Raw genomic sequence first — 19,978 nt, forward strand, 5'->3', positions numbered from 1 at the left:
TATGTAGTAAACTTCAAAACTTACCTATTTTGTAAAAATTATTTTCGGTACCAGCCGTTAATAACTGCCTCCGCTTCTTTACTATGTATTTGATACGGATGTGTACTATCATTAGAGCCAATAAACCAAATTGAAAAACCTTTAAAATATGGTTTCGGTTCTAATACATCGCGGTAAGCACGCCATCCATTTAATTGTACATCTTTCGAAAACACATTAGAAACATCTGGATTCCACGGATTTTGCAGTCCAAGTTCACGCGCTGGAACGTTAAATCCACCAAAATAAACGGGCTTTCCTGTTGCATTATGTAATTGTTCCAATTGCTGAACAACATTTTGTCCACGGTTATATACTGTCGTCGCAAATAAACCTTGCTTCACTTCTTCATATGACGGATTCCTTTTTCCAGAAACTTCAAACCAACTATCGATACTAACAATATCTACCTTCTTTAAATACGGACGGTTTATTTTCTCTATAAACTTCGCTTCATAAGAAGGATCCCAGCTTGCTGTTAACCACCAGTTCATTTGATACAAAATATTTCCTTTATACTGATTACGAACAAAATCAATTGTATCGCTCCAGTATCCTTCTGCATACTCCATATTCACGAAATTAGAAGCAATCTTTAGTCCATACACATTGTATTTACTTGTAATGGAATTAAAAATATCTTGCAGAATAACCGTCTTCCAATTCCAGAAGAAATCATTAATGTTACTTGGGTTCCATTCTGTCTCTCCAACATTCCCCTGCTGAATATATGGGAACGGTTCCACTATAACTTGAATATTACGCTTTAATAATTCTTGAATTAAAATAATAGCTTGTTGCTTTTGCGCTTGATTAATTACCATGTTAGTAGAAGTCACATTTGGGATATCTACTTGAATCGGTACATTTACTGTATTTAAATTTAAGCGCTCCACATCCGCTAATACTTTCGCTACATTTCCAACTTCCCATACTGTTACGTTTCCTGATTTGATTTTTCCAGATTGAACAGTATTTACATCTGCCTGTACATTTCCTTGAAAACAAAAAGAAAACAACATAATAAACACTCCTAAAAAACTTATTAAACTCTTATTTTTCTTCACAACTTTCCCCCTATAATTTTTGCCTTTCTTGATTATTTTATACAACGTTTCACATTTATTCCAGAAAAAAATGAAGTGCCGTTCAACTATATTCATATAAATCTTCTAAAAATAGTAGGAAAAATAAAAAAGGAGCAGATTTCCGCTCCTTTTTATCCTTTTACGATTGAAATTATTGAATCCCTTCTGGTAACTTAATTGAATCAAACTTTTCATATGAATCAATCTTTATACTCACAACTGCATCCAATTTTTCCTTATCTGTACTAGCTTTTTTATCTGAGTTACTTTCACTCACTTTTATAGTTGTTCGCATCTCTTCAAATTTATAATCTTTTGTTATTATATATTCAATGTTAAACGCATCCATATTAAATCCTTCCGTTAATTTTTTCATATCTCCATTAATTTTTTGTAACGTATCTACCGCTTCTTTTCCCTTTAATTCAAGTGTAAGTTTATATGTGTCTCCATCTTTCTTTGCTTTCATTTTCTTAGCCAAAGCTTCCGGTAAATCTAACTCATTAAGTAAATTTTTACTGACCATTACATCATTTACATTAAATTGATTATTAGGTATCGTAACTAACTCTCCTGTATCAGGGTTTTTCACTTGAGCAGCGACCTTTCCATCTACTTCATACGTTACAATATCTGTACCACTTATTTTCATTTCAGCTCTAGAATTCTTCAGTTTCGGCTCCATTTGTATTTTCATTTTAATTTCTTCTGATTGGCCGCTCCCCTTCATTGACATAAGAGATGTCAATGTAAGATATTCCTCTTGTTTTAATCCGTCAGCTGCTTTTTTAAAAATATCTTTCGCTACTAACTCTTTTTCTTTTTTTACAGATACTGTTTTAGGTCCACTTGTTTTTTCACTGCTACAACCAGTTGTTAAACCTACTATTAGCGCCAAACTAGATATTACAACCATTTTCTTCATACTGATTCTCCCCATTTCCCACTTAAAAATATTTTCATCCCATGTATAGTAAATCAACTGAAATAAATATATATACAATAATTATTTAACCTCTAAACGAAACCAGTTATTCAATCCGTATACTAATGTAACTAAAGCTCCTATCACACCAAAAACAACAATATTTATACCAATTGACGAACCAAATAAAACAGCCATCATTGACACCATCAGTAATAGCATAGCAATACTATTTATCTTAATTTCTACTACATCGCCATCCTTTACTTTCTTTTCTTTACTTCCAAAAAAGAATTGTTTTACTTTAATATTCGCTTCATCTAATTCAAAAGGAAGCGTATATTCTTCGTTATTCTCAAGTTTCATTACTACTTCGTTATCTACCTTTACAGCAACTCTTGCTGCTCCTCCCATTACCCCTGTTGCTCTTATTACTTTAATACTCATGCTAAATCTCCTCTCCCCCTATGACTTCTCCATGTCATTCATTTTTGTAATTCTTCTCTTATGAAATCCTTGAATGTAAAACAAAAAATGTATTTGTATGACACCGAAATCTTTTACGCTATACACCCATTTCTCGTTAAACAAAATATTCCAACAGAAATTATAACAAGTTCCTACAAATTTTTTTGTCAAATTTTGTCGCGTTTACAAAAAAAGAGACTCTTACATATAGTAAAAGTCTTTTCTATCATTACCGTGGCTGTAACGTTAACATTTTCCCTTCTATTCCCGCTGTATTCAGTGTAGTCGTATGATAAATCATCTATTTGATCATGATACCAATCCCTTCTAAAAGGATAAAAATCCTCTTCCCCCTAATTCGCTTCTATTATGAAAGAACCTTTTGAAACATTGAAAAACCCCTTTCATTTTCCTACCAATGAAGGGGTTTTTCTTATCGTTCGCTACGCCAACTTTCATTATGCCCAAGATTTGAATCTGTCGCTACTTGCACATCATATAACATTTCACTAAAGAAGCGTTTATCTACTTCTTTTGGTACAATGCGTCTTTCATCATCAATCTCATCGTATTCATATGAACCACGATTCACTGTACCTGCTTTATAAAATTGAATGTCAAATACACATACATCTTCTTCATCTTCATAACCAATCGGTGCTCCGCTAAATGACAATTGCACTCCTAATCCGGTACGAGTATCTTCTTTGTACAATGTATAATATACACCGCCATCTTGAACAGACCCACGGATCCATCCAAGCTTCGTCATCTTACCGAATAACGAACGACCATTTAGTAAAATACCGCCAAATCTCTCAATAGCACTCTCATCATTCTCTTCTACTACAAACACTGGACGCTCAATTTGTAGGAACGGCTGAACAATTCCCGCACTTTCTAATTGCTCTTTCCATAATTCCTTCTCCGCCCCAGACAATTCTAACGGATGAACGAAACCAATAACAGTGCCAGATGAAAGTTCATAACTCTTCCCGTCAATTGTACAGAACACGCCACCTTCTGCATAACGGAATGCCTTCAGCAACTTCCCTTCCTTATACTCACCCCAAATGAGTGAAATAGAAAATTGCTTCATAATTGGATTATCCATAAATACAGACTTCCATGCATTATGTGACCAATAACGCTTTAATGAAAGTGCCGTTTCCAATCGTTGTTTTTGCATGGAAAGAGTATTTCGGAGTTCCTTCTTTAAAGAGGCTAATTCTTTTTTAGCCTCTTCAGCCTTTTCTACATCATCTTTTGCATTCGGCTTTGGAAGTGACTTCATACGTTTTCCTTCTTCTGTCTCTAATTCAATTTTTGACTCTGTAGTTAAAATGGCAGTAAAACTTCGATTCCCGAAATCAATTATTTTTTCACCATGTATAGTAAAGCCGAGGTCCGGCACCAATTGATCTTCCAGCTCTTCCTCTGTTATACCACGTGTTTTCGCAGCAAGACTTAGCGCTTCTTTTGCTGCATTACGTACTTGCTTATGTTTATATTTAAATGCTATTGCATGAATAGACATAAGTGCAAGCTTAGATGAAGACAAACCTAAAGCACGAACGGCATCCGCTGCTATCTTTCCTCTCATTTGAAGCACCCATTCATCAATTTGCTTTATAAGTATGTCGACCATTTTGTCGTCACTATACATTCCGTATAGCGAAAGAATTCCACGTTTCTTCACATCTGCGTCTTGAGAAATCCATATTTGATATATTGTTTGCACATATTCTTTTAAGTCCTCTTCATTTAAAGCTCTACCAATTACTTCTGCTGTTTCTTTCTTCTCAATAACAGCATCTGAAATATACTGTTGTAAATAGGCTAACGGAATTGCAGCATCAGCAATTTCATCAGAGTCACGTAAACGGATTTGTGGCTCATCCCCAATCAATTGCAGAAGTGAATTTCTTGTTTGTTCAGTTAAAATACGTGCACATAGTTCTTCTATCTTTTTTTCCTCCGTTTGAAATAAAAACGAGAATTTTCCTGCGAAAGATTCATTTTTACTTTCTTGCAAAGCTTCCTGTACAAGTTTCGTATATTTTTCAAGCTTATACTCTATAAGTATTTTCATCACATTTTCACGAACAATTTTCTTTTTATTATGAAGTTCAACTGCTACATCTGCTGCAGCTTCTACATCTTTTGAAAGCAGTTTAACTACAGACTCACGCATTTTTTTAGATGAATCTCCTAAGCTTTTAATTAAAATTGGACGCATTTTAATCATGTTATCCTTTGCTAACTCTTCTAAAATATATGCTTTGGCCACAGCAGAATACTCATCAAATCGTTCAATGATGTACGCTTGTTCTTTTACAATTACACAAACAAGCGCTTCCTTCGCCTTATTTCGCTCTTCACTGTAGCATGCAGCTTCTTCAACTGCATAAGCGATAAGCTTTTTCTTACTTAATCCATACGAAAGCAGATCTTCTAATACTTGTTTCGGTTCTACTCCCCTGACAGAACATTCGTAAAGAAGTTCGTATAAATTAACACTATCTTCATCTCCAAACTGTAGTGTAAGTACAGCTTCCCTCTTCGCTACATCATCTATATCCCAAAGAAGCGCAACCTCTAACACCGGCATACCCCAATACATACTTCTATATTTCGGATTTTTAAGTATTTGCTCCATATCCTCAAGTGACAATTCCCTAGTAAATAATCACGATATGTATCCCGCACTGTAGACAATTTTATTTGCAAAGCAGCAACAAAAAATTCTTCTCGCATTTTCCCTATATTTAGCTCATATCCTTTTTCAGCTAACGTTCGTGCGATGATGAGATAATTCATTTTACTTACATATTGCAAAGTACATTGAATAAATTCAGGATCTTCCTCCAACATAAAGCATAGCAATTCATATTCATACGTCTTACAAAAATCCTCACTATTTAAATCATGTTGCCTTAGACGATGCGCAAAAAATCTTTCCTTAGAAATCCAAAACTGTGTACAAAAACTTTGAATTTCTTCATATGTTTCTCTATTTACACTACCAGTTTTTTTGTAGTTTTGAGACTGACCGAGAGTGTGACACATATAACGTGTTGCATAGTTTATAAAACCCCAAACATTTTTCTTCGCCAATATTTCAATATATCGCCTCGCAACATTCGAATATTTATGAACACAAAATAATAGCCGCCAAATATGTTCCGGTAAATTCCCACCTATAAATACTTCACTATCATCTTTACCTTTTAAATACCGTTTAACTGCTTCAACCTTTTCCTTTTCCCCTAGCAGTTTCAATATAAATTCTGTATGTTCTTCTAACCTCTCATTCAATAAAGAACTATATGTACGAAACTTTTCATAATCTACATCAAACATTACAAGAAGTAATGTTACTTGCTGGTTAGTTGGTAAAGTATGTAATTGTCCCTCTATATAGTTCGGATTCTCTCTTGTTAACTCTCTAAGAAAAACATCTGCTTCATTCACATAACTTGAAATACTGGATAAATATTTACATGCGATTGCTACAAGTTTGTCCAAAGGAAGTGCACTTTTTTCTAAATAAATCTTCATTTTAGAAAAACTGACATGCGCAAAACGGACTACAAGAACATTTAATAATTGCTCCTCGAGTATATGGTAAAATAATCGAAAAAAATCCGGATCTTGTTTATGCACTTTCCTAAAATCGTTTATAAATCGCTCCGCAAAATCGCTTCTTTTTTGATCACGAATTGTCGTTAGTTGAATATCTTTTAAAATCTCTTCTTCTTTTGTCTGTAAATATCGTTGTGATAATTGTTTCTGTTCTTCTGTCATATTAATATATTGAAACAACTCAGATGTACTAGTAGTCAAACTTTGTACCCCCCGCATCTTTTTATCTATTATAAAATACCCTTATTTAATGGTAGTATAGCATAAATCCCACAAAAACGAACATACATTCTATGTCAGGTTAATGTAAATTAAAATACACTACTCAAAATACATTTCCTTCTCTCTAAACTTCCCATTACGCACTTCTCCCCACTAAAATCCTTTAATTTTTCACTACACCAATTCCTCAAAATCCCCTTCACATAAGCTAACGTTTTCTTATTATTTTCAAACGCAATTTTAAGTACCTCTAACACTTTCTCTCCAGAAAGTCTTTGTATCCAATTCTTCAATTCCTTCACAATATATGGGGATAAACTACTAATATTTTGTTCATAAAACTTATAAACTTCACTATTTGGAACGTCCTCTTCTATGGTTTCCACCTCTATCTCTTCCGCTTCTTCTTTCTCTTCAATAACTACTTGTGAACTACTATTATCCTCTTCTTTTGGCATACCAAAATGCTGCAGTACTAATGGAATCTTGTATTCTTCTTCAAGGCATTTACGTAAAAATATATGTATGAACTTATTACTTTTTATAGTCTTTAACTCACGTAATACGCACTTCTCCACATTCGTATTTGAAATAGGGTTATAGTGTAACCAATTTATTATGAATACCTCTTTCGTTTCCGTATCATATAAAATCTTTCCATACTCAACAAACCTGTTTAGCAACTTCTCAACAGTCTCCATACTATAACCTGTTTCAAGCTCTGCCACACGCTTCGGTAATATGTAAATACCACATTGCTTTGTTTTCGTACCAGTTAACAAATATATGTAAAAATAACGTTCCTCTGGCGTTAAATCTAATATGAATTCATCTTGCCAAAAGTTCACCTGCACATTACGGTATACCGCCATATGTTTCCCTCCACTCTTTGCTAGTAAATAGGAAAATTTTAATCCTTCATTATAAAGATAGGCATACGGGAATGGTTTTGGCATTCGAATTACAATTTTTTTACTACTACAACGCCGGTTTCATTTTTTCGCGCTTGTTTTGTTCTTGTTTTTGTTTTTGTTTTTGTTTTTTCTTAGTGATTTATTACTTGGTAGGGGCTTATAAGGGGCTTGGAAGGGCATTTTACATTACAATCTATGAAATACAATTTGTTCTTCCTACTAAATAGGAGCTATTCCAAATTATTATTTTGGATAGCTCCTTTCAAATTCTTCTTATTTTTTACTTCTACCAATGTCAGCTTCTACATACAATTTATTCTGCTATTTGCGGACAGTACAACTCTCATTTCAAAATTAGGTGAATAAACTGCTCGATTGCAATGCGAGTGGCCCTCACTGATTAAAGTTTCCTTTTATTTTTGCATTGAATCTAACATCTTCACAATAAAGGCAGCTGCCTGACCACGAGTTGCTGTACCTCGGGGATCAAACTCATTATTTCCAATACCATTAACTACCTTTAGACTGTATAATCGTTGAACCGATTCTTTGTATGTTATTAAATGCTTATCTGTAAATGGTAATGCTACTAACTCACCTGTAATTCCTTTATATCGTAATGCTTTGTCAATCATAATAGATACTTCTTCACGAGTAATTGGTGAGTTAGGATCAAAAATCCCTTCACCACGACCATTAATAATTCCTGCACTTGCACAACGTTTAATACCGTCATGAAGTGATGGATGTGCCTCATTAATATCTACAAATGACTTATTTCCCTCTGGTAGTTTAAGAGCATTCGAGATTAATTTCGCAAACTCCGCTCTCGTTACATTTCGATATGGCGCAAATACACCATTACCTTCGCCTTGCATAATACCTAGACTGTTTAATTTACGAATATGCTCTTCAAACCAGCCACCTGTAATATCATCTTTTGGTTTTTGTACTTCTTCCTTAGGCTTTTGTACTTCTTCCTTTGGTACATTGTAGTTAATTTTAATCCAGCTTGGGTCATAGAAAATCCATTCTCCATTACCTACTTTATACCAACCATTTTTAACCGCTAATACTTTGTAACGATCTCCGGTTGAAGCTTTACGTACAACACGATGTTCAATACCCGCATCACTACGTACATTGATGCCACTACCATTTACCACTAGTTCCATGCTAGGTTCAGCTGGATTATTTTCATTTGGATTAAATGAGTCATTTTTATCTTGTAAAGGCGTATCAATCTGCGCATTTATATTTGCATACCACTGAATTCCTTGTACGAAACCAGCCCAATTACCACGTGAAATTAAAATGTCAGGACATTTTTTCCCGCTCCATTGTTGATGCTTGTAAATATGATCTGCACCAATTCCTTCTTTGTTCATTAAATAACCTGCAAGTCGTTTTGCATTTTCTAAAGCTTTATTGTAATCACCATCTTGGTTAACCGCGATCTCGATACCGATAGACTCCCTGTTTCCTGATCCATCTCCATCTCCTGCATGCCAACCATTTTCGTTTGTTGGTAAGTGTTGATAAATTTGTTTATCGTCTACAGTAAAATGCCATGAAGCTGTTCGGAAAGTGCCTTCAGTTGCTTGCTTGTATAAATATTTCGCATGATTTTCAGCATTAGCACCAGCGGCTGTATTTGCGGTCTCATGAATTGTAATGTAACGTGCTTTCATCGGATTTGCAGGACGAATATCAGGATTTCCTGCTGGAACAATCCACTCCACAAATGGAACTCCTGCAAGTGTTCCATATTTCTTCGTACTCTGTGCACTATATTGAATACCTCTTGGCTTTGCAACAGGTTTCATTTGACGATCAGATCCATCATTTCGACCATCTACAGATTCAAATGCCTTTTCAATGTTTGAAATAGCTTCCTTTTCTGCTACTTGTCCCTTCTTAGCATTTTTCATTTTGTTTAATTCTTCTGTTTCATCATGTTTATGCTTATATTCTTCTAAAAGCATTTTTTCATTTTCAGATACTTCTGCTTCGTTAATTTGTACATGATTAGGAACTTCCAACTTGAAATTAGAATAATTTAATCCGCTCGTTCCGTGTTCTCCTTGGGCAATATTAAGTTGATCAGTTTGAGAGTTGTTTATCTCTTCTGCTGATGCTGATAAAGGTACGCTCCCTAAAATCACTAGACTTGTTGATAATGCGATTACTTGTTGTTTGATTGTCTTATTCATTATTATAATAAATACATACACACTCCCACCGTGTATGTATCTCAACCTCCCTTTATTGTCACATTAATTTTTAAAAATATGAATCTACTATGTACTTCTATTATATTTTCTTTTTATTTACATATTTTAATTATTTCATTTTATACTCATTAAGAAAATATTTATATGTCATCCCTACAGATGAATTTCATCTAACATACTTTTTACAAATTTCGTCAACAAACATTATTTTACAACTAATTACAAATACCGTCAAAATAATCAATTTAAACTTAGACAAATAACTGGCATACAATTTCATAATAAGAGATCCTATACTATCGAAATACATCTATTACAAATTCCCTTTAACGTTTTCAACAATCTCATTTATCGTATTCCGATCAAACTTATCACTAATTTCATATGACTCACGATCTCCTACGAATTGCACGCCTACGATATCATTGCGATCCTTACCGTATTGCACTTCAATAATAGATCCTCGCTCTATTTGTTTCCAAATGAGACCTGCTTCATCTTTATTATCTAAAATAATGCAGTCTTCAATATTTTCATCAATCCCAATTAACTTATTATCATCCATATATCCAATCTCGTATTGTTGCCGTTCTTTCGCTTTGCCACTTACTAATATACCTTTGCTACCATATGAGTAATCCATATAGTCCTTTTTCTCCGTTTGTACCGCTTTCGGCTTTTGTGCTTCAGTTTTTTCAGCAGCCCCACAACCTGTAATAAGACTGATTGGGATAACCACTATTAATACTAATCTAGTAAATTTTTTTATCATTTGTAACCAACCTCATATATTTAATGCAAAACTCCATTTATTACTCTATTAAAGAATAACATGATACTAAGTAAACAGAACGAAAGATAACATATTATTTACATACTCGCACTTTAATGAAGGACCAGGCCATTTAAACCTAGTCCTACATAACTTTAACTTTGCTTCACATACTTAATTGTATTAAATGACGTCTCATTAAATAATCGCAAGTTTTCCCCATCATAATCTTGAACTTTATATGCTATTTTCTTTTTTTGAATTGTATCTTCTACACCGTCTACTAAACGTTTATTGAGATGTAAATAGATTGTAAAAGCTTCCTTATCATATTCCCAAGTTCCTTCAATATAATTCTTTTTATTTGGATACTCACCTTTACCATACGTTTCAAATGTCTTATCACCTTTTAAAATGAGTGACATATTGAAACCGTCTGTTCCTTGGAATCCCCAATTACCAATTAATTCCGTACCATCTTTTACATTCTTCATAACATTATCTGTATTAATTCCAGCTTTCTTATCTAACTCTTTCAAATCTTTCATTGATACTGTACCGTCACCGATTTTAATATCCCCTTCAAGATCTTTAAATGCCTTAAGCCAGTAAATATCTCCTTCTTTCACTAACTTTTCAGATTTCTCTATTAACTCTTTATCAGTCTTATCACCTTTTTCTCTTTTTTCTTTTCTGGTGAATACTTCATTTATTAAAGAAAAAGACTCTCTAAAATAACTAATTGCTTTTTCAAAATCTTTTTGTTGGTTTACATACTCTGCAGGGGGATCTATCGACTCAAATTTATCTAACACTTTATTTAATTCTTTCACACTATCTACTATATCTGATTTCTTTTTCTTACCGTCAAAAACCTCTCTTGTAATATTATTATGCTCCGCAAACAACTTATCAAACTCTACCCCTAATTTATACACTTTATTAGGATAGTCTTCCTTTGAAACTTTTTCTTTCTTACTATTAGACTTCGATTCTTTTACTTTAGACTCTTCCGTTTTCTCCTGTTTAGAAGTGTTCGTTTTCTCAGAAACTCCACAACCAAATAACAACATGACCGGAACTGCTACCCCTAGTAGTTTCTTTGCATTCATGACTAATTTCTCCTTCTACTTGAATAGATTACTCTTGCTATACCCATCCTCTTTTTTATCTTGTAATTAAAGTTACAATCGCAATAACTCCTAGAATCGGTCCCCAATATTCCATTTTTATAAAAAATAATGAGTGCTTTTTGTTAAACATAACTTTTTCACCAGTTTCGGTATCTATATAAACTTTCCCATCTGGCTTATTAATATATTTACCTAAATACCAAGACATAACCCCTGATATAATAAACATTACCGCCATTGGCCAACTATGGTCTTGAAAATATGTAGCGTCCCCCGTTATAGATCCAAAGATAGCCTTACCCAAAAGAGTATTAATAATTACAATAATTGCGACTAAAAAACCCCAACCAGACCAAATAATCATCTATTTCTCCTCCTAAAGCGTACAACTTTGTACTTTATGTTAATTTGAACTGCAAACGAAAATGTTTAAAAAACCGAATATTCAGACGTTAATAATTATATTTAGCTTACATTCGATTCTAACTTTAATGTCCTAAATGCAAATGAACCAGATATAATTTGTAAAATTGTCGGAATAAGTAAAAAGAATAATGACATAAATAACATAACTATAGGAATCACAATCATACAAACTCCATAAACTTTATTATTAACCTTGTTTACTAAACACGATAAAATGAACAATCCTATTTGAACCGTTAAAATAATAGAGTAATAAGCTAAAAGTTCGTAATCAACACCTTCCATAATATTAAACGCTACAACTATTAATATTATGGAAATAATAATTCCCAAAATGCCACCAATTAAACCTAATACGAATTCAGGTGTTCTTTTCAATTCAATCCCCCTTTTATGAACCACTAACAGCTTGTATATTTTTCCCATTCACCATCATACCAAATATTCACTGGAAAAACTATACATACTTTTCATTCTTCCTTACCTTACAGTGACCTTCTTACCATTATAGATAGCTTGTAGCAGTCACAAAATCAAAACCTTCAAAATTACTAACCGGTTTCGATACTTTTAGAAAGTAGACATACCCCTTGAATACAATTAGTATTAACACATGAAATACGAAAGGCTTAAAAAGGCTTTCACATGAAGAAAGGAAGTTGCACAACTATGGATTTTAAAACAGTTATGCAAGAACTTGAATCTCTAGGTAAGGAACGAACGAAAAAAATATACATATCTAACGGTGCGCATGAGCCAGTATTCGGAGTAGCTACAGGTGCTATGAAACCAATCGCTAAAAAAATAAAATTAAATCAAGAGTTAGCTGAAGAGCTTTATGCCACAGGTAACTACGATGCTATGTACTTTGCAGGTATTATTGCCGATCCAAAAGCTATGAGTGAGTCTGATTTTGATCGCTGGATAGACGGGGCATATTTTTATATGCTATCTGATTATGTAGTGGCAGTAACTTTATCGGAGTCAAATATTGCACAAGATGTTGCTGATAAATGGATTGCAAGTGGGGACGAGCTTAAAATGTCTGCCGGATGGAGTTGCTACTGTTGGCTTTTAGGAAATCGCAAAGACAATGAATTTTCCGAAAGTAAAATTTCCGATATGCTTGAAATGGTGAAAGATACAATTCATCATTCTCCAGAACGAACAAAATCCGCTATGAATAATTTCCTAAACACCGTGGCAATATCATATGTACCACTACATGAAAAAGCAGTCGAGACTGCAAAAGAAGTTGGTATAGTTGAAGTCAAACGTGATAATAAAAAAAGCAGTTTGCTAAATGCTACAGAGAGTATTCAGAAAGAACTTGATAGAGGAAGACTTGGTTTTAAGCGTAAGTATGTAAGATGTTAAAAGTATGAAGGTGTCAATCTAGGAGAGATTGACACCTTTTTAGTGGACATTACTAGACTAACGGAACTGCAAGTTAAAGGGAACCAATCATTCATCTCCCCCCTATACATCTCAAACTTCTTCTTTCAATTTATATACCCTATCTCTTTTCTCATCATCTTTGATAAAAATAAGTTTTCCTTCTGTAACAAAACCTTCTAATAGTAAACATACTTGTCCATATGCTTTAGGCTTATTCGTAGTGAATCTTTCATCGGGTATTTTACCAGATCGTATTAATCGTTCACATAGCTCAAGCGCACTTATTTCTTCAGAATCAATTAATTCTAAAATATCTTTTTGTAATGGTGATAAAGGGGCTGGTACCTTACATACCTCAGCTACCTCCACCTTTTCTTTTTCTTCTTCAAATAAATCTTCAAATGAAATTTGATTCATTACATCTTTTCCTTTCTAACAATTGATTTATATAACATGAATTGAATTCTATAGGTACGAAAACTTTAAATATTAGCTATTGTTATGTATTGCTTACCTCATTACATGAATTTCAAACTCATGTACATCATTTCATATAGTATATTTTGATTATACCAAATATACGTTCTGTCTTCTATTGTAGAATTTTTATAACAGAAATGAAAGTAATAGTGAACATTTTTCTTCTCTTTAGTTGTATAGAAAACTATGTAAAAATTTTACATAATAAAATTATAGTTATCTGTTAAATTTCTACGCTAATACGCAAAAAAACACTCGTTGCCTTTAATCGACAATCGAGTGCTTTAAGTTCATCTATTTTTAAGTAGCATAAATTTATAAATTTTGTAGTAACAGTATGACACCATTTATATGTCGTGACAACGACTATGTTAACACTTACGAGTTTGTATGAGTTCGTTAGTTTAATATACATTCCATATGTTTATATTCATCGCCAAATAAAATGCTATCTCACCTAAGATTTTACTTTATTTTCTATTCTATCATTGCACACAGTACTCCATGATGGTACAACCATGATGGAGTACATACTTTCAAAAAACCTTTTATTTTTTCTATCTACTTCACATATACTTTATTTTTTATTCATATATACTTATGCGTATTTAAATTTAGCACCACGAACTTTATTATATCCGTCCATAAAATATAATTTAGTATAGTAAGGTTTATAAAATCACTATAACTAAGCTCATTTATTTACTGTAATGAGTTTTTAATGTTTATTTATATTTTAGGAATATCAATTATATTTCCTGGTGACTCATTAATAAGAATATCTGAAATACTTGGGTTCCTTTTTTTCAACTTGAATATTTGAATTTTTGTTAATTCAGAGCTAAATGATATATTTTGTGTTTTAAACTCCAAATTCATAATTTTATTTTGAAGTTTTAATATAAAAACCTTCCATTCTTGTAATGGAGAATTCGCAACTTCCTCTGGACTTTCTAATAATCGATATCCGTCTGCATAATGAAACATTAGTAATCCCGTTCCTAAGTCACAATCTTTGTTTTCAAGAATTGCATTTGGTATATCAAATCCACTATTCCAATTATAATTTGCTGCAAAACAATGAAGGAGTATTGGATTATCTATATTCTTTATTCGGCTAATTGTATCCTCTTTATTTGTATTATAAAGTAATTCTTCAAGCAAACTAATATCTTTATTTTCCATTACACCTTACCACCTTACTGATATTTACTTATTTTGTATTTCCAATTGTTTTAGCTTTCTTTCCCAGAGTTCTACTGTTGCACCTTGGCTTGGGTACAATGGTAAACCATTCCCCTGTAATTTTCTTAATTTTTTTTGCAAATCATATACCTGCTTTTGTAAACTATCAATACTTTGGCTAATATCCATTTTATTTAATGCTCTTGCAACTACTTCATTGTAAACAGAATAATATCCTCTGTGTCTAGCCATTGTACTTATATTATCATCTGGTACTCTTAGAAAAATACCATTTGATGAGTCATCAAAGTTCATACCTATCTTTTTAATGACAGGATTATCTGCCATTTCAGAAGGAATAATATGCTGTGCTTGATATCCACTCCATTTAGTTGAACGTCTAAGCCCCATTTCTGTCATCATATTTTTTCCTAATTTAGTAGAATTTCCTCCTATTGCAATACCCGGAGTACCAGGAATAATCCTACTACCTTCACCCGTACCCTTAGAAACTTCATCGACTTTCCTTTCGAACTTGCTAATTAGATTTCCAAGCTTTTCCGTATCAACTTGGAGGGACCTCAATCCGAATAAATCAGCCGTTTGACTAAGCCTAACCTTAACAGGAATTGGAACATTCTGATATTCCTTTTTCCACCGTTAAGCCGTGCTCATTCCGTCATAAACAGGGAGCTTGTATTTAACTTCATAAATACCTAGAATATCCGGATGTGGCGTTTTTGTTACACCTTGATTAATATTCTTTATCGGATCACCGAAGTTGTCTAAAATGTACTATTCAAAGTTTTCAAGGTTGTGTCCATCTTTTATACCTATAGTCTGTTTTGCTTTAAAACCTTCTACTTCAATTAAATGCTTATCATAACCAGTCTTAAAATTCACTTTAATTTTCGGATTAACTTTAGGAACTTCACCAGTCCCCTATGTTGTACTTTTAAATAATTCGGGGAAAAAGAAGAGGCTTTCTCTAAGTCGTTAGACCATAAAGAAAGCCCCGTTTAAATTAAAGAGATTAACCAACTATTAACTAATTCCAATCAATAAAATCCTATCATTAGTTTTCAGGAATATATAAATTATCCACAAATTCAGAGAAACTTTTAGAAATTAGTCGGATGTATTCCTCTCTTAACTCGTTATCTTCTTCAAAGTAATCCATATCACAATGATATACACTACCTCTATCTTTCCCATCAATTGATAAACAAATCAAACTCCCCGCGGGGTCAATTCCAATTGGAAGAAAATTACTTGGTACCACTTGCATCAAATTATAACTTCTTAATTTCTCTTCTAGATTTATTTCATTTTCTATTGATAGAGGAAAAAACATTGAAACAGACGATGTTATTACGCCTTTCTTAGTTGTATCATTAGTTTTAAATCTTCGTTGCTCAGTTTTCCCTCCATTTTTAGACAGCAAAAATTGTTTATAATCAGCAGGTAACAATATACCATACTTATTTTCGAAATCTTCGATATCTTCAATGCCAATAGGGGTAAAAGTATATTCAAAATCTAAATTCCTCATACAATTAACCTTCTTTCCTGTTCATTTTGTTTTTCTCAATCAGAGTATAATCTCTCAATCAATTCAGAAAAAGAGTCGCATATTAATTTAATTTTATCCTCATTCACTGATTCCTGATCATAGAAAACTACTGACGGAGAATCTTTAGTATCACAGTAATTAAAACAAATAAGTCCCCCAAATGGGTCTCTTGCAAATGGAATAATACCTTCCGGAAGTGAAGTTAATTCATAAACAACTTCTATATTTGCATCTTTGCTTGTAAAACTTAATAGACAATCAAAGACTGCTCCACCCTCATCATCATTAATATCATAAATATTAGGCTCAGGATAACCACCGTTATTTTTTTTAATGCATTCACGGTAGTCATCTGGAAATCTGACACCAAATGAATTCTCCACAGCAATAATTACTTGCTCATCTATCGCTCCATCCGTAAATAGCCAAGTTACTCGGCTCATTTTATCATCTCCAAAATAATTTTCTTCAGTTTACCTGTTCTACCGTCATCTCCACCACCCCAAATTGCTCTACCACCTGTATGACCCGCAACCTGATGTTCATAGTAATCAACAAGTTGCATTTTACCAGTCTCTTGATGATGATGCCATGTGACTGATTTTGGCTTCTTACCTAATTTGAATAACTCAATATCTGTTTGGCTGAATTGTTTTGCTAAGTTTGGATCTTTCATTATATCGTCATATAGTTTTTGTGAGAGATATTTAAACTGCACTGAGTCAGGCTCTAAATGATATGACTCTGATAAAGATGTTTCATATTTTGAATTAAAAATTGGGTAACCATCTTTATCATATTTAACTTTATAAGTTTCCCCATTTTTCTTAGATGTAAATGTATAAGTAGTAATTCCTGTAGAATCATCTACTACTTTTTCTTCAAAATCTCTTGGTTTATTAGGTTTTCTACTATAAGGAGGTAAATCTCTAGCTGCTTTTGTCATAGCTTCTTCATATTCTGCAGTTCTTTCATTAGTCGGTTTAATTTTTTTAGTTTGAGTACCTTCCCCCGTACCCTTAACCCCACCACTCTCCAAATTCGAGATCCTACTCTGAATACTCGCCTTTGAGGCATCATAGGCTTCTTGGAATTTTCCGCTATAGTTCGTTCCAGATCTAACGACACTTCCATCTGGCAGTATTTCTACACCTTTAGCGAATGGGGTTACGGAGTCCATGTGCAGTGATACTCAAGTTGTTTAATTTTGTGTCTAGAAATGCAATAACCTTCTGCCTGTTAATTTGGTACGAGGTTATTAAAGTTGTTTAAAAATAAGTTTTATTTGTTGCACTTTTTCATTTAAGTGAATAATAAAAGTGTTTAATTTCTGGATAGCTAATAATTAATAATCACCCCTTTAATATTCAATCCCAAACATTAAAAATTACTTCACCGATATTTTCTGGTCGCCAATATTTAGCATCTTTTAATTCTTCTTCTGTTAAGTTGTGTTCCCTAGGTATAAAAGGCTTTTCTAAATAAGCTTTCGACAAAACTTGATAGTACGCTTCAAATTCACTTTCTAATATGGGCATATCAATAAAACTAAAAATAATTTTTCCTTCTACATTTTTATCCGCAAAAGCTAAGAAAGGATAAAACTCATGCAATAAAATAATAAATTCCTTATCGTCTATTATCACTATCACTTCAAAAAAATTTTTGGGATAGTGTGGTTGTATCCATTCTACTATTTTGAATTTACATGTCCTCAATACATCATAAAATATTCTCTTTGTTTCATTTTCATTATGGGAATTTAAATGTATTGCTTTCAAACCTGTAATATGTGGCGGTATTTTCACTCCCAAAACCTCATTCCCTTTTATTAACTAACCACAGATATCGAAACATTATTCCTTTTATTATACGAGAAACTCAAAAGATGATATTAAATTTCAATTCTGTACGATTTTTCAAACAACTTTATTATTCGTGGTCAGTCCACACCTTTGGCTAATATATTTTCAATTATATAATAATAGTAATTTTCATTAGCCTGAATTCATAAAAAATAATTTCTAAAAATTTATAGCATGTCTATCTATTAAAAAAGCACTCGTTCCTTTAGTTGACAATCAAGTGCTTTAAGTTCATATGTTTTTAAGTAGCATAGATTTGTAAGATTTATAAGATCTGTAAGTTTTGTAGCAACAGTACGACACCTTTTACATGCCATGACAACTACTAAGTTAAAATTGACGAGTTTGTACGGGTTCTTAGTTTAATATACTTTCCATGTGATTATATTCATCACTCAGTAAAATGTCATCTCGCCTAAGCTCGTACTTTGTTTTTTCGACGTACAATGAATTAGAGAAACTATTCAAAGTTGCATAAACTCTACCTACTAAATTAGGATTTTTTTGTTTATATAAAAACTTTGCAACAGAACCTTTAAACTAAACTTCAAATCCAATTACTATCCATTCATCAACTATGTCCCAAAAATTCATATTATATCTAGGCTCTTTATTCGTCCACCATAAAGTCGCATTATCATTCTTAGAATTCTTATAATCTACTGCAACATAACCACCCATACCACTTTTAAAGAAACCAAAAGTAGTTTGTAAATCAATTTGTAAAGGTTCTTCTAACTCCTCAATAATACCCCATTCATCATCATCAAAAAAAGTTACATTTTCTAAAGGAACTAAACCCATAGATTGACTCGCATAAAAATAGAAACCATTATGAACAGTTCGATAAAAATTTCGTATTGTTGAAGGAATCTTATCCCAAGATTTTTCTAATTCTTCATTATTAAACTCATCTTTGGGATTTCCCCCTTCATAATATAGAATTTCCCCATTATCTGTTTTAATAGTGTATAAAATTGAATATCTACCATTTGTGTTCATAAGCTCTACTTCTTCAAGGTGCCTAGACAAATAAGAAATAGTGTTTCTTAATTCCACTCCTACTTGCTCTTTCCATATCGATAAAATACTCTCAACTCTCTTGTCTACGTTTTCTTCTTGAAACAATTCATACCATGAATTTGGTATTTTCCCACTATCAAGTTTATTAATCTCATGGCATGATATAAGTTGTGCATTTCTTTTATATTTTCTTAAAAAACCAAGTTTTTGTTCCATAATTCTAGCTCCTTTATTTATCTATATCCTTTTTATTTCCTTCAACAAAATCATCAATTTGTTTTTGTAATTTCATTTCTAATTCTTTTTCCTTCTTTATCATTTCTTCTCTAAACTTAGGATCAACTTCAATTTTTTCTTTCTTATAAATTGTCCAATCAGAATAAGATTTAGACCCCTTAGATTTATTGGCTGCTTCACTTAATCCTAGAAAATTCTCTTCATTGTTTAAAACCTTAAGTTGTTGTTCTTTCGTTAATTTATCGAAATTTTCCATCTTTGCTATATTTTTCATTGATACGATATGATCAGCTTGAAGTCTATCTGTAATATACTTACCAGGTAAAGCAGGGTCAGGCGTTCCTATTTTAT

At 32.7% G+C, this 19,978-nt stretch carries 19 protein-coding genes and 2 pseudogenes; 1 reads left to right on the top strand and 20 read right to left on the bottom strand.

Going from position 1 to position 19,978, the window contains the following annotated elements; all coding sequences use genetic code 11:
* Nucleotides 1-38: 38 nt before the first annotated feature.
* From BHV55_RS16120 to BHV55_RS16165, 10 genes and pseudogenes are all read right to left on the bottom strand, one after another.
* Nucleotides 39-1,106: a glycoside hydrolase family 113 gene (locus tag BHV55_RS16120; RefSeq protein WP_070756751.1), complete on the bottom strand. Its 1,068-nt coding sequence runs from the start codon at nucleotides 1,104-1,106 to the stop codon at nucleotides 39-41.
* Between the two features lie 172 nt (nucleotides 1,107-1,278).
* The gene (locus BHV55_RS16125; RefSeq protein WP_000738993.1) at nucleotides 1,279-2,052 is read right to left on the bottom strand and encodes a DUF6612 family protein; all 774 of its coding nucleotides are present in this window, start codon (nucleotides 2,050-2,052) and stop codon (nucleotides 1,279-1,281) included.
* Nucleotides 2,053-2,133: 81 nt separating this feature from the next.
* Nucleotides 2,134-2,499: a hypothetical protein gene (locus tag BHV55_RS16130; protein WP_000025026.1), complete on the bottom strand. Its 366-nt coding sequence runs from the start codon at nucleotides 2,497-2,499 to the stop codon at nucleotides 2,134-2,136.
* A 454-nt stretch (nucleotides 2,500-2,953) separates the two neighbouring features.
* Nucleotides 2,954-6,366: pseudogene (locus BHV55_RS16135) on the bottom strand (DUF4132 domain-containing protein).
* A 110-nt stretch (nucleotides 6,367-6,476) separates the two neighbouring features.
* Entirely contained in the window at nucleotides 6,477-7,259 is a 783-nt protein-coding gene (locus tag BHV55_RS16140; protein WP_048568394.1) for a DnaD domain-containing protein, read from the bottom strand.
* 455 nt (nucleotides 7,260-7,714) lie between these two features.
* The gene (locus BHV55_RS16145; protein ID WP_070757038.1) at nucleotides 7,715-9,514 is read right to left on the bottom strand and encodes an S-layer homology domain-containing protein; all 1,800 of its coding nucleotides are present in this window, start codon (nucleotides 9,512-9,514) and stop codon (nucleotides 7,715-7,717) included.
* Between the two features lie 334 nt (nucleotides 9,515-9,848).
* Complete coding sequence (locus BHV55_RS16150) at nucleotides 9,849-10,307, bottom strand: hypothetical protein (protein WP_000591634.1); 459 nt, start codon at nucleotides 10,305-10,307, stop codon at nucleotides 9,849-9,851.
* A gap of 155 nt (nucleotides 10,308-10,462) precedes the next feature.
* The gene (locus BHV55_RS16155; RefSeq protein ID WP_016118256.1) at nucleotides 10,463-11,419 is read right to left on the bottom strand and encodes a DUF3994 domain-containing protein; all 957 of its coding nucleotides are present in this window, start codon (nucleotides 11,417-11,419) and stop codon (nucleotides 10,463-10,465) included.
* Nucleotides 11,420-11,474: 55 nt separating this feature from the next.
* On the bottom strand, nucleotides 11,475-11,804 hold the full coding sequence (locus tag BHV55_RS16160) for a hypothetical protein (RefSeq protein ID WP_000587855.1): 330 nt from the start codon (nucleotides 11,802-11,804) through the stop codon (nucleotides 11,475-11,477).
* Nucleotides 11,805-11,905: 101 nt separating this feature from the next.
* Nucleotides 11,906-12,244, bottom strand: coding sequence for a DUF4064 domain-containing protein (locus BHV55_RS16165; RefSeq protein ID WP_000831724.1), 339 nt, complete (start codon nucleotides 12,242-12,244; stop codon nucleotides 11,906-11,908).
* A 291-nt stretch (nucleotides 12,245-12,535) separates the two neighbouring features.
* Here BHV55_RS16165 and BHV55_RS16170 point away from each other — a divergent pair, with 291 nt between their 5' ends.
* Complete coding sequence (locus tag BHV55_RS16170) at nucleotides 12,536-13,243, top strand: DNA alkylation repair protein (RefSeq protein ID WP_000346350.1); 708 nt, start codon at nucleotides 12,536-12,538, stop codon at nucleotides 13,241-13,243.
* 111 nt (nucleotides 13,244-13,354) lie between these two features.
* Here the strand turns inward: BHV55_RS16170 and BHV55_RS16175 are convergent, their stop codons facing one another.
* From BHV55_RS16175 to BHV55_RS27775, 10 genes and pseudogenes are all read right to left on the bottom strand, one after another.
* Complete coding sequence (locus tag BHV55_RS16175; RefSeq protein ID WP_001071909.1) at nucleotides 13,355-13,681, bottom strand: DUF3895 domain-containing protein; 327 nt, start codon at nucleotides 13,679-13,681, stop codon at nucleotides 13,355-13,357.
* Between the two features lie 792 nt (nucleotides 13,682-14,473).
* Complete coding sequence (locus BHV55_RS16180; RefSeq protein WP_070756753.1) at nucleotides 14,474-14,929, bottom strand: DUF4274 domain-containing protein; 456 nt, start codon at nucleotides 14,927-14,929, stop codon at nucleotides 14,474-14,476.
* Between the two features lie 24 nt (nucleotides 14,930-14,953).
* Complete coding sequence (locus BHV55_RS16185) at nucleotides 14,954-15,514, bottom strand: AHH domain-containing protein (RefSeq protein ID WP_246874068.1); 561 nt, start codon at nucleotides 15,512-15,514, stop codon at nucleotides 14,954-14,956.
* A gap of 490 nt (nucleotides 15,515-16,004) precedes the next feature.
* Nucleotides 16,005-16,481, bottom strand: a complete 477-nt coding sequence (locus BHV55_RS16190) for an SMI1/KNR4 family protein (RefSeq protein ID WP_061666903.1) — start codon at nucleotides 16,479-16,481, stop codon at nucleotides 16,005-16,007.
* Nucleotides 16,482-16,516: 35 nt separating this feature from the next.
* Nucleotides 16,517-16,945 carry an SMI1/KNR4 family protein gene (locus tag BHV55_RS16195; protein ID WP_000092333.1) on the bottom strand — a complete coding sequence of 143 codons (429 nt, stop codon included), beginning with the start codon at nucleotides 16,943-16,945 and terminating at the stop codon, nucleotides 16,517-16,519.
* Complete coding sequence (locus tag BHV55_RS16200; RefSeq protein WP_000158590.1) at nucleotides 16,942-17,448, bottom strand: HNH endonuclease; 507 nt, start codon at nucleotides 17,446-17,448, stop codon at nucleotides 16,942-16,944. Before BHV55_RS16200 ends, BHV55_RS16195 begins: the two co-directional genes overlap by 4 nt.
* Before the next feature lie 120 nt (nucleotides 17,449-17,568).
* Nucleotides 17,569-17,682, bottom strand: a pseudogene (locus BHV55_RS27910) (hypothetical protein); the annotation flags it as partial.
* Nucleotides 17,683-17,869: 187 nt separating this feature from the next.
* Nucleotides 17,870-18,310 (bottom strand): hypothetical protein, encoded by a 441-nt coding sequence (locus tag BHV55_RS16205; protein WP_044584677.1) that lies wholly within the window; start codon nucleotides 18,308-18,310, stop codon nucleotides 17,870-17,872.
* Nucleotides 18,311-18,907: 597 nt separating this feature from the next.
* Nucleotides 18,908-19,606 (bottom strand): superoxide dismutase, encoded by a 699-nt coding sequence (locus tag BHV55_RS16210; RefSeq protein WP_044584678.1) that lies wholly within the window; start codon nucleotides 19,604-19,606, stop codon nucleotides 18,908-18,910.
* Between the two features lie 13 nt (nucleotides 19,607-19,619).
* Nucleotides 19,620-19,901, bottom strand: a complete 282-nt coding sequence (locus BHV55_RS27775; protein WP_000788961.1) for a hypothetical protein — start codon at nucleotides 19,899-19,901, stop codon at nucleotides 19,620-19,622.
* Between the last annotated feature and the right edge of the window lie 77 nt (nucleotides 19,902-19,978).

It is taken from the genome of Bacillus sp. RZ2MS9 (assembly GCF_001816185.2).
Classification (GTDB): domain Bacteria; phylum Bacillota; class Bacilli; order Bacillales; family Bacillaceae_G; genus Bacillus_A; species Bacillus_A cereus.